General features: G+C 65.6%; 10 protein-coding genes. 9 read left to right on the top strand and 1 reads right to left on the bottom strand.

Features of this window, described 5'->3' with window-relative positions:
• Positions 1-119 precede the first annotated feature (119 nt).
• The 4 genes from ACFQPG_RS09230 to ACFQPG_RS09215 all read left to right on the top strand — a co-directional run bounded on the left by ACFQPG_RS09230 (position 120) and on the right by ACFQPG_RS09215 (position 6,951).
• Positions 120-476, top strand: a complete 357-nt coding sequence (locus tag ACFQPG_RS09230) for a DUF6481 family protein (RefSeq protein ID WP_380812298.1) — start codon at positions 120-122, stop codon at positions 474-476.
• A 298-nt stretch (positions 477-774) separates the two neighbouring features.
• A complete protein-coding gene (locus ACFQPG_RS09225; RefSeq protein WP_380812296.1) occupies positions 775-2,379 on the top strand; it encodes a GNAT family N-acetyltransferase in 1,605 nt (534 codons plus the stop codon).
• Between the two features lie 227 nt (positions 2,380-2,606).
• A complete protein-coding gene (gene parC, locus ACFQPG_RS09220; RefSeq protein ID WP_380812294.1) occupies positions 2,607-4,841 on the top strand; it encodes a DNA topoisomerase IV subunit A in 2,235 nt (744 codons plus the stop codon).
• Positions 4,842-4,926: 85 nt separating this feature from the next.
• On the top strand, positions 4,927-6,951 hold the full coding sequence (locus tag ACFQPG_RS09215) for a S9 family peptidase (RefSeq protein WP_380812292.1): 2,025 nt from the start codon (positions 4,927-4,929) through the stop codon (positions 6,949-6,951).
• 116 nt (positions 6,952-7,067) lie between these two features.
• Here the strand turns inward: ACFQPG_RS09215 and ACFQPG_RS09210 are convergent, their stop codons facing one another.
• A complete protein-coding gene (locus ACFQPG_RS09210; protein WP_380812290.1) occupies positions 7,068-7,961 on the bottom strand; it encodes a LysR substrate-binding domain-containing protein in 894 nt (297 codons plus the stop codon).
• Positions 7,962-8,171: 210 nt separating this feature from the next.
• Between ACFQPG_RS09210 and ACFQPG_RS09205 the strand changes: the two genes are divergently transcribed.
• The 5 genes from ACFQPG_RS09205 (at position 8,172) to ACFQPG_RS09185 (ending at position 12,755) form a co-directional block, all read left to right on the top strand.
• Positions 8,172-8,339: a hypothetical protein gene (locus ACFQPG_RS09205; protein WP_380812288.1), complete on the top strand. Its 168-nt coding sequence runs from the start codon at positions 8,172-8,174 to the stop codon at positions 8,337-8,339.
• Positions 8,340-8,356: 17 nt separating this feature from the next.
• Positions 8,357-8,539 carry a hypothetical protein gene (locus tag ACFQPG_RS09200; protein WP_380812286.1) on the top strand — a complete coding sequence of 61 codons (183 nt, stop codon included), beginning with the start codon at positions 8,357-8,359 and terminating at the stop codon, positions 8,537-8,539.
• Between the two features lie 56 nt (positions 8,540-8,595).
• Positions 8,596-9,609 carry a hypothetical protein gene (locus tag ACFQPG_RS09195; RefSeq protein ID WP_380812284.1) on the top strand — a complete coding sequence of 338 codons (1,014 nt, stop codon included), beginning with the start codon at positions 8,596-8,598 and terminating at the stop codon, positions 9,607-9,609.
• 95 nt (positions 9,610-9,704) lie between these two features.
• On the top strand, positions 9,705-10,481 hold the full coding sequence (gene purC / locus ACFQPG_RS09190; RefSeq protein ID WP_380812282.1) for a phosphoribosylaminoimidazolesuccinocarboxamide synthase: 777 nt from the start codon (positions 9,705-9,707) through the stop codon (positions 10,479-10,481).
• A 111-nt stretch (positions 10,482-10,592) separates the two neighbouring features.
• The gene (locus ACFQPG_RS09185) at positions 10,593-12,755 is read left to right on the top strand and encodes a primosomal protein N' (RefSeq protein ID WP_380813106.1); all 2,163 of its coding nucleotides are present in this window, start codon (positions 10,593-10,595) and stop codon (positions 12,753-12,755) included.
• The last annotated feature ends 130 nt before the right edge of the window (positions 12,756-12,885 follow it).

Raw genomic sequence — 12,885 nt, 5'->3', positions numbered from 1 at the left:
CAGGACGGGGAAAGCGGGACGTTCCAGATCAGCAATGAGAGGCATCACGGCGATTTTGGCTGCCCTGAACCGAGCAACGTGGCATAGGGCGCAGACACTTCATGCATCAGGGATAACTAGTGGCTTCGTTCAAGCAACCAACCTTTCAAGATCGAACAGCTGCCGCCAGGAAGGCGAAGCAAACCGCGCTTGACCAACTCAAAGCCAAGCCGGCTGCGGACCCCGTCGAGATGGCGGCGCTGCGGGACGCATGGGACGCACAGCAGCAGCTTCTGGCTGAGGAGAGGGCGGCCAAGGCGAAGGCCAGTGCAGAGGCCAAGGCTGAAAAGGCCAGTTTGAAAGCAGCGGAAGTGGCGCAATCCAAGGCCGCGGCCGAACTCAAGGCCGCCCGACTCAAGCCGGCCACCGCCGAAGAGATGAAGGCTGCCCGCGATGCTCGCTATGCAGCGCGACAGGCACGGAAGGGGAAAAAGTAGATCGCGCCGAGGACACGGCTCCTGCTCAACAGACGCCCGTTTTCGCTTGAAAGCCGCTGGAGCTGATGCCGGCGCGAAGCATCCAGGCCCTCTTAGGGGGCCCTCACGTGCCAGTTCACCAGAACGGTGTGCTGGCCGGTGACGCTCGCAAGTGAGAAACACTCGAACGCGGCCTTCGGTCGCGAAGGACTGCATACATTGCGGCGCCCCTAATGGTCGCTTGGGCCTCTCAGCCTGAGAACGCTGCATAAGACAGAATTTCGTTACCCGCGAGCCGGCGGTCGGCTAGGGCAAGGTCATGTCCAGCAGAAGTCCAGCCACTCTCCAAATACGAACGCCCACTCCCGCCGACATCAGCGGCATCCTGGAGCTTATCAGCCGAGCCTACCCCGGCATCGCGAACTACAGCGCGGGGCAAATCCTGGGTCAGATCAACAACTTTCCGGACGGACAGTTCGTGGCTGTGCTGGATGGGGAAATAGTCGGCTATTGCGCCTCTTCCCGCATCGATGAAGCTATCGCTCTTGCTCCGCATGACTGGGCGACGATCACTGGCAACGGGTTCGGAAGCCGCCATGACCCGACCGGGGACTGGCTTTACGGAATTGAGATGGCTGTGGACGAAAGACGGCGGGGGCTGCGGATCGGCAAGCGCCTGTACGACGCACGCCGGATGCTGGCCGAGCGACTGGAGCTTCGCGGTATCGTCTTCGGCGGGCGCATTCCCAACTATGCGCGCCTCAAGGCGAAGGTGAATGGACCGGAAGATTATCTGACCCAGGTGAGCGAAGGAAAGCTCCGCGATCCGGTGATCGGCTTTCAGATCGCAAACGGCTTCACGCCGATCGGCATCCTTCCCAAATACCTGCCCTTCGACAAGGCGTCCGGCGGGTTCGCGGCGCACATGGTGTGGCGCAATCCCTACGTCGATCCAAACGAGCCGCCGGCTTTTCGCGTCCCGCGCGGGGTCGAAAGCGTGCGCCTCGCGACGGTCCAGCTCCAGGCACGTGCCGTGAAGGACTTCGCTGAGTTCATCAAGAACGTCGAATATTTCGTGGATGTGGCGGCGGACTATCGTTCCGACTTCGTCGTCTTCCCGGAACTGTTCACGATGTCCCTGCTCTCGGCCGAGAAAGCCGAGCTTTCGCCGATGGAGGCGATCGACCGTATGACCGAGCATCGTGCGCCGATCGTCTCGGAACTGGCGCGAATGGCATTGCGCTATAACATCAACATCGTTGGTGGTTCGCACCCCACCCGCACCGATGATGGAACGGTCAAGAACGTCGCGTACGTCTGCCTGCGCGATGGCTCGGTCCATGCGCAGGAAAAGATCCATCCCACGCCAAACGAGGCCTATTGGTGGAAGATCAAGGGCGGAAGCTCCGTCGATGTCATCCAGACAGACATTGGCCCAATCGGCGTGCTCATCTGCTACGACAGCGAATTCCCGGAGCTCGCCCGTCGCCTCGTCGATGAAGGCGCGCGAATTATCTTCGTGCCCTTCTGCACGGACAATCGCCAGGGATATATGCGCGTCCGCTATTGCGCCCAGGCGCGGGCGATCGAAAACCAGTGCTTCGTTGTCCTGTCCGGAAACGTTGGCAACCTTCCCGGCGTCGATAATATGGACGTGCAATATGCCCAATCCTGCATCCTTACCCCGTGCGACTTTCCATTCGCGCGTGACGGCATCGCAGCGGAAGCGAGCGAAAACATCGAGACGCTGACCATTGCCGACGTGAACCTTGCGGACCTCACTTGGGCGCGTGCCGAAGGCACTGTCCGCAACTTGGCAGACCGTCGCTTCGACCTTTATCGCATCGACTGGAAACGGGGGCAGTCGCAGCCCGATGAACCGGAAGCTGCGCCTAAGGGATCCAAGGCACCAGGCGGCGGGTAGCGGATCGCGGCCCGGCCGGCGAACGGGCGCAACGCGACGGACTGGATCTCCTCTGAACGATGACCTTCAGCTCCGGGTCCATCCGGCGCGAAGGTCATAGTCGGGCGCCAAGCAGCCGAAGTTCGGTCGACAAGCTTATCGCCACTCGGAACTTCGTTGCTTGGACGACTGCCGCCACTCCATTGCTTGCACATTGGCAGCGCCAATCCGCATGCTAGACAAGCCCCATGCCCACTGCTGCTGACGACGCCGCCTCCACCACCATCGACACGCCGTTCGATGCCGCTCTGTCCGAGCGCTATCTCGTTTATGCGCTGTCCACGATCACCGCGCGCTCGCTGCCAGATGTGCGTGACGGGTTGAAGCCGGTGCATCGCCGGCTGCTGTGGGCGATGCGGCTGCTTCGGCTCGATCCGGCTGGGGCTTACAAGAAGTCGGCCCGCGTGGTCGGCGACGTGATCGGCAAATACCATCCGCACGGCGACCAGTCCGTTTATGACGCGATGGTGCGGCTCGCGCAGAGTTTCGCCCTTCGCTACCCGCTGGTCGACGGCCAGGGGAACTTCGGTAATATCGACGGCGATAATGCCGCGGCCTATCGCTACACCGAGGCCAAGCTGACCGCGATTGCGACGCAGCTGATGGCCGGGCTGGACGAGGGCACGGTCGGCTTTCGCCCCACCTACAATGGCGAGGAAGAAGAGCCGGAGGTGTTCCCCGGGCTGTTCCCAAACCTGCTTGCCAACGGCTCCTCGGGGATCGCGGTCGGCATGGCGACCAGCATCCCGCCCCACAACGTGTCCGAGCTGATCGACGCCGCCGCGCACCTGATCGACAATCCCCACGCCGAAAGCCGCGACCTGATGGACTTCGTGTCCGGGCCGGACTTCCCGACCGGGGGTGTGATCGTCGACAGCAAGGAGGCGATCGCGCTGGCCTACGAAACCGGGCGCGGCAGCTTCCGGGTGCGGGCATCGGTCACGGTCGAGAAGGAGAAAGGCGGCGGCTGGCACCTGCTGGTCAGCGAGATCCCGTATGGCGTGCAGAAGGGCAAGCTGATCGAGCAGATTGCCGAGCTGATCGCCAACAAGAAGCTTCCGATTCTCGACGATGTGCGGGACGAAAGCGCCGAGGACATCCGGGTGGTGCTGGAGCCGCGCAGCCGCACGGTCGATCCGCAGCTGCTGCTGGAAAGCCTCTACCGGCTGACCGACCTGGAGATCCGCTTTCCGCTGAACCTCAACGTGCTGGACGCGAACCGCACCCCGGGGGTGATGAGCCTGAAGCAGTGCCTCACCGCCTGGCTGCAGTTCCAGATAGAGGTGATGCTGAACCGCGCGACGACGCGGATCGGCAAGATCGACGACCGGCTGGAGCTGCTCGACGGCTTTCTTGTCGCTTTCCTCAACCTCGACCGGGTGATCGAAATCATCCGCACGGAGGATGAACCGAAGGCGGTGATGATCGCTGAATTCGCGCTCACTGACCGGCAGGCGGAGGCGGTCCTCAACATGCGGCTTCGATCCTTGCGGCGGCTCGAAGAGATGGAGATTGCCAAGGAGCGCACTGCCCTTGCGAGAGAACGCGAGGAGCTGGTCAAGCTGGTTGAAAGCCCGGCGCGGCAGCGAACCCGGCTGAAGAAGGACCTGGCCTCGGTGCGCGGCAAGTTCGGCGACGAGCGGCGGACGCGGATCGAGGAAGGTCCGACCGGGCGAGCCGAGATCGACTGGTCGGCAATGATCGAGAAGGAGCCGATTACCGTCATCCTGTCGCAGCGCGGCTGGATCCGGGCGATGAAGGGGCACGTGGCGCTGGACGATGCGGAGACGCTGAAGTTTCGCGAAGGTGATGGGCTGGCGCGCATCTTCCATGCTCAGACCACCGACAAGCTGCTGCTCGCGGCGGAGAATGGGCGAGTGTACACGCTCGGCGGCGACAAGCTGCCGGGCGGGCGCGGGTTCGGCGAGCCGGTGCGGCTGTCGATCGACCTCCCCGCTGATGTCGAGATCGCCGACCTGTTCGTGGTTCGGCCGGAGGTGAAGCTGCTGGTTGCAAGCTCCGACGGACGCGGGTTCATCACCACCGGGGAAGCAGTGCTGGCGGAGACGCGCAAGGGCAAGCAACTGCTGAACCTGCGGCCCGGCGCCAAGCTGGCGATCCTGCGGGTGGTGCCGGCGGAGGCCGACGCGGTCGCGGTGATCGGCGACAATCGCAAGATGCTGCTGTTCAACATCGCCGAGCTGCCGGAGATGGGCCGCGGGTCGGGCGTGCAGCTGCAGCGCTATCGCGACGGTGGACTGGCGGACGCCATCGCCTTGCGCATGGCGGACGGGCTCAGTTGGTCGATGGGCGGCGAGAGCAAGCGGACCAGGACAGAGGTGGACCTGACGCCGTGGCGGGCGATTCGTGGCGCGGGCGGGCGGATGGCGCCGGTGGGTTTCCCGCGCGATAACAAGTTCTGAAATGATACTTGTGTCTTATGCGAGTAACACGCTAATTTCCCGTGATAGCCGCCGCGACTCGGCGGCCCGGGGGAGTTTTCGGATCATGACGCGCACCGCCCTTCTGCTTGCCGCCGCCGCTGCCGTTGGCCTGGCCGCCGCGGCCACCGCCCAGACGCCGGCCAACACGCCGCTGATCGCGCGTGAAGCGCTGTTCGGCAATCCCGAGAAGACGGCCGGCCGCATCTCGCCGGATGGCAAATGGTTGAGCTGGATCGCGCCCCGCGACGGCGTCCTGAACCTGTGGGTCGCGCCCGCCGCCAATCCCGCGGCAGCCCAGGCGGTCACGGCTGAGAAGAGCCGCCCGATCCGCCAGTATTTCTGGGCGCCGGACAGTTCGATGCTGCTTTATGTCAACGACAAGGGCGGCGACGAGAATTTCCTGCTCTATGGCGTCAGCCCGGTTGGTGGGCAGGAACGGCTGCTGACGCCGTTCGAGAAGACCCGGGTGCAGATCGTCGGGGTGTCGCCGCTGGTCCGCGATCGCATCCTGGTGGGCGTCAACAATCGCGACGCCAAATGGCACGACATCCATAGCCTGGACCTGAAGTCCGGCAAGCTGACGCCGCTGATGATGAACACCGGCGGCTATGCGGGTTTCCTGACCGACGCCAAGCTGGTCGTCCGTGGGGCCACCAAGAGTCGGGACGATGGGGGCAGCGATTACTTCCGCGTGGTCGACGGCAAGGTCGAGGCAAAGCCGCTGGAGCAGATCGGGCTGGACGACAGCCTGACGACCACCCCGGCCGGCTACACCACCGACGGGCGAACCTTGTACTGGATCGATAGCCGAGGCCGGAACACTGCCGCGCTGGTGGCGCAGGACGTCGCCTCGGGCGCCAAGCGGGTGATGGCGGAGGACGGTCGGGCCGACATCGGTGGGGCGCTGGCGAATCCGCGCACCGGCGAGGTCGAGGCCTATGCGGTCAACTATCTGCGCAATGAATGGACGCCGCTCGGCAATGCGGTGAAGAGCGACCTGGCATTCCTGCAGGGACGACTGAAGGGCGACATCGCCGTCACGTCGCGGACCCTGGCTGACGACAAGTGGACGGTCGCGGTCTCGTCCGCGACGCAGCCCGCATCCACCTACCTGTACGACCGCAAGGCGAAGACGGTGACCAAGCTGTTCGACAGCCGGCCGGTGCTTGCGGGTGCGCCGCTCAGCGAAATGCGGCCGCTGGAGATCAGGTCGCGCGACGGCAAGACCCTTGTCAGCTACCTGACCTTGCCGGCCGGCAGCGACCCGGATGCGGACGGCCGCCCAAATGCGCCGGTCCCGATGGTGCTCCTGGTCCACGGGGGGCCGTGGGGCCGCGATGCTTATGGCTTCAACGGGACCCATCAGTGGCTGGCCAACCGCGGTTATGCCGTGCTGTCGACCAACTTCCGCGCGTCCACCGGTTTCGGCAAGGACTTCGTCACCGCCGGCAACCTGCAATGGGGCCGGACGATGCACGACGACTTGCTGGACGCGGTCGACTGGGCGGTGAAGAGCGGGGTCACGACCGCCGACAAGGTGGCGATCATGGGCGGCAGCTATGGCGGCTATGCGACCCTCGCGGGCCTGGCCTTTACGCCCGATCGCTTTGCCTGCGGCGTGGACATCGTCGGGCCGTCGAACCTGGAAACGCTGCTGAAGACCATCCCGCCCTACTGGGAGGCGGGCAAGGTCCAGTTCTACAAGCGGATGGGCGACCCGACCACGGCCGAGGGACTGGCACTGCTCAAAGAGCGCTCGCCGCTGTACGCCGCCGACAAGATCAAGAAGCCGCTGCTGATCGGACAGGGTGCCAACGACCCGAGGGTGAAGCAGGCCGAGTCCGACCAGATCGTCAACGCGATGAAGGCCAAGGGCATCCCGGTGACCTATGTCCTGTTCCCCGATGAGGGGCATGGCTTTGCCCGGCCGGTGAACAATATCGCGTTCAACGCAGTCGCCGAGAACTTCCTCAGCCGCTGCCTTGGGGGGCGCGCGGAACCGATCGGCGACACGCTCGGCAAGTCCACCGCGCAGGTCCTTCACGGCGCCGAGTTCGCTCCGGGAGTAGCGGCGGCGTTGCGGAAGTGACGGTTAGATCCGCTCATGCTGCGTAGGAATGGGCCAGGCGAAGGCCGTGTCGAAGCACCACAGTCCTTCGGTACGCCGCTTGACGGGGCTACTCATGATGAGCGGGTTTTTCGCATCTAGCCAGCCAGTTCGCCCAACAGCCACTCGCGAAAACGTTTGATCTTGGGAACGCTGCGCCGCTCGGCGGGGTAAGCCAGCCAATAGCCCTGCCCTTCGTCTGACACCTGCTCGAACAGGCGGACCAGACGCCCTTCGGCAAGGTCGTTGCGCCACATCAGCGGGCTCAACAGGGCCAGGCCTTGGCCCGCCATGGCGGCGTGACCGATGTCCGCCTGATAGTCGAGGCGAATGCCGCCCCGCGCCGGCGCCGCCTCGTAGCGGACCCCCGCCTCGCCGAGCCAGCATTCCCACCAATGGTCGTCGGGGCTGATCAGCGGCAGCGAGGGCAGATCTTCCGGCACCAGGGAGCGGCCGAGCCGTTCCGTCACCTGTTGGATGAAGCGCGGGCTGGCCATCGGAGTGAAGTCGATCGGCATCAGCAAGTGCGTCTCAAGTCCCGGCCACTCGCCAAAGCCGGAGCGGATCGCGACGTCGGCTTCCCCGGCCGCCAGGTCGGCGCGCCGATTGCCGCTGGTGACTCGAACGGCCAGATCCGGATGGTCGACCTGGAAAGCCCCGAGCCGCCAAGCCAGCCAGGCATTGGCGAAGGTGTTGGTGGTAGCCACCGTCAACAGGCCTTCGTCCTCCGCCCGCGTGGTCGCGAAGGCGGCCGCGATGGTGTCGAGCGCCTGACTGAGCGGCACCAGCAGCCGCATTCCCAATGGCGTCAGCCTCGCGCGCCCCTTCTCCCGAGTAAACAGGGGCGCGCCGACCCGGTCCTCCAGCGCGCGCACCTGATAGGACACCGCAGCCTGGGTCATCCCCAGCTCGGCGGCGGCGGCGGTGAAATTTTCCAGCCGGGCGGCAGCCTCGAACACCCGCACTGCGCTTAACGGCGGCAGCCTGCGCATGAATCCTTTTCCCTTCAGACCCTTGGCACTGGCCCTTGTCTGAGATTGGCCTTCCAAGCTTCCGCTGGACATAAGGCAGCCTTATAGCTGCTGTCCAGCTCTCGATTGGCGCTGATCACCTGCGCGGATTAATTCCTCCTTAGCGCGGCGGACCAACCCCCTTCCCCAGCACGCCTCGGCCGGCGCCATAACAACGGAAGGAACCTTGCAATGGCTTATGGACTGAGCCCGCGTTTGTTTGTCGAGAACGGACCCGTGAACCAGGCTACCGCGGCGGTCTACCGCCGCTCCCCCGTCGGCTCCACCAGCCGGAGCTGGCTCGCTCTCAGCCGCGAACGGCGGCTGACGGCGGTCGAAGCGGCGCTTCATACCCCCTGACCGGAAAGGACAAGATCATGCGGGACCAACTGTTCGATCGCGATTACCAGGCGGGCCGCGAGGCGCTGAACGAAGGCCTGGACCAGCTCTTCGGGAGGATCGCCGATGCTGTACGGCTGACCTTTGCCGCCATTCACCGGGTCGAATGGTCGGCCCCTTGGAAGCAGGACTCAAAGCAGGATTGCGCCGGCATCGCCTGACCCCTCTTGCGCCGCAGATGTGACAGTGTAACATCGGCGGCGTGGAGGAGAGTGCGATGCGTAAATTGATCGTTTTAGGCGCGCTTCTTGCCGCCGGTTGCCAGCAGCAGGAGCCCAAGCAGGCGGCGGAAGACCTCCGCACGATGGATGTCCAGTCAGCGCCGCCTGCCTATCCCGGATCCTCGCCCGTCCCAGGCGCGCCTCCGCCTCCACCCCCGCCCCCGGTGTCTCCGCCGCCGCTCGTCAGCAGCAACGCCTCCGCCTCAGACCGGGCAATGAGCGCGGACTTGGCTGGCGGACCCGAGATCAGCGTCACCGCGGCACCGGGCGTCGCCTTCAACTACCGATACGCCTTCCGCCTGCCCAACGCCCGCATCCAGCCCATCCAGGAAGCGCATGCGGCCATGTGCGAGAAGCTCGGCATAACCCGCTGCCGGATCAACGGAATGCGCTACAGCCTGGTCAACGAGCGGGACATCTCGGCCTCACTCGAGATGAAGCTCGACCCAGCGATCGCGCGTGAATTCGGGCGGCAGGCCAGCAAGACCGTCGTCGACGCGCAGGGGATGCTGGTCGACCAGCAGATCACCGGCATCGACGCCGGATCGAGCATCGAACGCGCCAACCGCAGTCGCGCCGAGCTCCAAGACGAGCTCGACCGGGTTAATCGCGAGCTGTCGCGCTCCGGCCTGAGCAGCGTTGTTCGCGACCGCTTGCTGTCCGAAGCCCAGTCGCTCCGAGCCCAGATCCGCGCCCTGGGGGAGCAGAAGCGCACGGACGAGGAGAGCCTGGCGACCACTCCGATGGCCTTCTACTACGGGTCTGGCAGGATCGTCCCGGGCTTCGAGGAGCCGACCCCGTTAGCCGATGCCCTCGACCGCGCCGGGTACAACTTCAAGGCCGCGGTCGGTTTCCTGATCGTGGCAGCGGCGACCCTGCTGCCGTGGCTGCTGCTGATCGGCCTGGCGTGGCTGCTGGCACGACGCCTCGGACTGTTCCGGACAGTCCGCACCACATCCTATCGGACCGATGCGGAGCAATCCGGCGAATTGCGTGAGCCGGGCGCCTAGCCTATAGCGCTGACGCACCAGCCCCGGTCACTTGTGTCGCGTTTGCGACTCCAGCGGCCGGGGCGCCGTTTTTAGAGCAGGAACTGCGTCCGCTTATGGCTCGTCGCCGCCAGATCTACGAAGGCAAGGCCAAGATCCTCTACGAGGGTCCCGAGCCGGGCACGCTGATCCAGTACTTCAAGGACGACGCCACCGCGTTCAACGCCCAGAAACGCGGCACCATCAGCGGCAAGGGCGTCATCAACAACCGGATCAGCGAGTATATCTTCACTTCGCTGCAGACCATCGGGGTGCCAACGCACTTCATACGCCGTCTCAACATGCGCGAACAACTCATTCGGCAGGTGGAGATCGTGCCGATCGAAGTCGTCGTCCGCAACGTCGCCGCGGGGTCCCTGTCCAAGCGGCTGGGGATCGAGGAAGGCACCCAGCTCCCGCGCACGATCATCGAATATTACTACAAGGACGATGCGCTCGGCGACCCGTTGATCGCGGACGAGCATATCGCCTGCTTCGGCTGGGCCAGCCAGGAAGAGATGAACGACATCGCCGACATGGCGATCCGCGTGAACGACTTCATGTGCGGGCTGTTCGCGGCGATCGGAATCCGCCTGATCGATTTCAAGCTGGAATTCGGCCGGGTCTACGAGAACGACTATGCCCGCATCATCCTGGCCGACGAGATCAGCCCCGACGGCTGCCGCCTGTGGGACATGAAGTCGAACGAGAAGCTCGACAAGGATCGCTTCCGCCAGGGACTGGGCGGCGAAGCCGAGGCCTATCAGGAGGTCGCCCGCCGCCTGGGCCTGCTGCGCGACGAGGAATTCGCCGTGCTCGACCTCGACAGCCACCGCAAGAAGCGGGGCAAGTAAGACCGCCCCCTTCCTTCAACCCGTTCGGGCTGAGCCTGTGAGCCCTGCTCCCCCACGGATTGCAGGTGAAGGACAGCCCTTCGACAAGCGCAGGGCGTACGGTTCTTGGGACTGCCACGTGTCAGAGTAGCTACCCTCAACGCCGCCTTGGGTCCGCTCGATTATCGCGTTCCCGAGGGCATGGCGGTCGAGCATGGCTCGATCGTTGTGGCGCCGCTTGGGCCGCGCCAGCTGATCGGGGTGGCGTGGGAGGCCGAGCGGCTACCGACGGAGGAAGTCGGCGACAATCGGCTGCGGCCGTTGGCGGGGCTGATCGATGTTCCGCCCGTCCCTGCGCCGCTCCGGCGGCTGTGCGAGTGGACCGCCGACTATTACCTCAGCCCACTACCGGCCGTGCTGCGGATGGTGCTGCCGTCCTCCTCCGCGCTGGAAGGTTCGCGCCAGCTGACCGAGTATCGGCTGACGGGCGCCGAGCCGGAGCGGCTGACCCCGCAGCGGCGGCAGGCACTCGAGCGACTTGAGGGTCGGCAGGGCGCGATTCGCGAGCTGGCGGACCATGCCGGGGTCAGCGACACGGTGCTGCGGGGGCTGGTCAACGCCGGTGCGCTGGAAGCGGTGGCGGTGGACGCCGACAAGCGGCTCGACTGTCCCAACCCCGACTTTGCCTCACCCGCGCTCAACGGAGAGCAGCAGGCGGCGGCGGCAAGCCTGACGGGAGCCGTCGGCAGGGGCTTCGATCCGGTGTTGCTCGACGGCGTGACCGGCTCTGGCAAGACGGAGGTCTATTTCGAGGCGATCGCCGAATGCCTGCGGCAGGGCAAGCAGGCGCTGGTGCTCCTGCCCGAGATCGCACTGACCGAGCCGTTCCTGAAGCGCTTTGCCGCCCGCTTCGGCTGTGCCCCCGTCCCCTGGCACTCCGACCTGCGTTCCTCCCAGCGCCGCCGAAGCTGGCGGGGCATAGCCAGCGGCGAAGCAGCGGTGGTGGTCGGCGCACGCTCGGCACTGTTCCTGCCGTACCGCAATCTCGGCCTGATCGTGGTCGACGAGGCGCACGAGCCCAGCTTCAAGCAGGAGGACGGGGTCCAGTACCACGCCCGCGATGTGGCGGTGATGCGGGGTAAGTTCGAGGACATTCCGGTGATTCTCTCCTCCGCCACTCCGGCGATCGAGACCCGGCACATGGTCGAGATCGGCCGCTATCGCGAGCTTCGGCTCCACAGCCGGTTCGCCGGCGCCCGGCTGCCAGCGATGCACACGGTCGACCTCACCCGGGACCCGCCGCCGCGCGGTCGCTGGCTCGCGCCGAGCCTTGTCAGCGAGTTGCAGGCCAACCTTGAGGCGGGCGAGCAGAGCCTGCTGTTCCTTAACCGCCGAGGGTTTGCGCCATTGACCCTGTGCCGGTCGTGCGGACACCGGTTCCAGTGCCCGAACTGCACCGCGTGGATGATCGAGCACCGCCTGATGCACCGGCTTGCCTGCCACCATTGCGGCCACGTCATGCCGCCCCCGCGCTTGTGCCCGGATTGCGGCGAGGAAGACAGCCTGGTCGCCTGCGGACCCGGGGTGGAGCGGATCGCCGACGAAGTGCAGGCTCTTTTCCCGGAGGCGCGCACCGCCATTGTCACCAGCGACACGATCTGGTCCCCGGCCCGGGCCGCTGACTTCGTCGAGCAGATGGAGGCCGGCGCGATCGACATCGTGGTCGGCACTCAGCTGGTGACCAAGGGCTACCATTTCCCCAATTTGACGCTGGTGGGGGTCGTAGACGCCGACCTCGGGCTTCAAGGCGGCGACCTGCGGGCGGCCGAACGCAGCTTCCAGCAGATCGCCCAGGTCGCCGGACGAGCGGGACGCGGCGACAAGCCGGGACGGGTGCTGGTCCAGACCCACGATCCCGAAGCGCCGGTCATCGCCGCGCTGGTCAGCGGCGACGCGCCGAGTTTCTACGAGGCCGAAACCGAGGCGCGGCGGGAGGCGGCCATGCCGCCGTTCGGACGGCTGGCGGCGATCATCGTCAGCAGCGAGGACAAGGAGGAGGCGGAAGGCGTCGCCCGGCGGATCGGCCATGCGGCGCCTGAGGTGGACGGCATGGCGGTGTTCGGCCCCGCCCCCGCCCCGCTCGCCATGCTGCGTGGACGGCACCGGCAGAGGCTGCTGGTCCACGCCGCACGCAGCCTGGACGTGCAGGACGTCATTCGTGACTGGCTCGGCAAGGTGGAATGGGGCTCCAAGGTTCGGGTCGCGGTGGATGTGGACCCGTACAGCTTCGTCTGACCACCTCTTTTCACGGAGTGCCCAAAGGTCGCGCTAGGCCCTCTCGCCTACGATCCGCACGCAGGGGAGAGCCAAGGACGCTTTCGCAAGATCATGGCTGCGCTGGACGCAATGGATGGCGGAACAGCGG

It is taken from the genome of Sphingomonas sp. GCM10030256, from assembly GCF_042666415.1.
Classification (GTDB): domain Bacteria; phylum Pseudomonadota; class Alphaproteobacteria; order Sphingomonadales; family Sphingomonadaceae; genus Sphingomicrobium.
The sequence above is the reverse complement of the archived record's forward strand: the minus strand, read 5'-3'. Positions and strand labels throughout refer to the sequence as shown.

Coding starts and splice junctions, on each gene's coding strand:
- ACFQPG_RS09225 (WP_380812296.1), top strand. CDS start 775: ATGTCCAGCAGAAGTCCAGCCACTCTCCAAATACGAACGCCCACTCCC.
- parC (WP_380812294.1), top strand. CDS start 2,607: ATGCCCACTGCTGCTGACGACGCCGCCTCCACCACCATCGACACGCCG.
- ACFQPG_RS09215 (WP_380812292.1), top strand. CDS start 4,927: ATGACGCGCACCGCCCTTCTGCTTGCCGCCGCCGCTGCCGTTGGCCTG.
- ACFQPG_RS09210 (WP_380812290.1), bottom strand. CDS start 7,961: ATGCGCAGGCTGCCGCCGTTAAGCGCAGTGCGGGTGTTCGAGGCTGCC.
- ACFQPG_RS09205 (WP_380812288.1), top strand. CDS start 8,172: ATGGCTTATGGACTGAGCCCGCGTTTGTTTGTCGAGAACGGACCCGTG.
- ACFQPG_RS09200 (WP_380812286.1), top strand. CDS start 8,357: ATGCGGGACCAACTGTTCGATCGCGATTACCAGGCGGGCCGCGAGGCG.
- ACFQPG_RS09195 (WP_380812284.1), top strand. CDS start 8,596: ATGCGTAAATTGATCGTTTTAGGCGCGCTTCTTGCCGCCGGTTGCCAG.
- purC (WP_380812282.1), top strand. CDS start 9,705: ATGGCTCGTCGCCGCCAGATCTACGAAGGCAAGGCCAAGATCCTCTAC.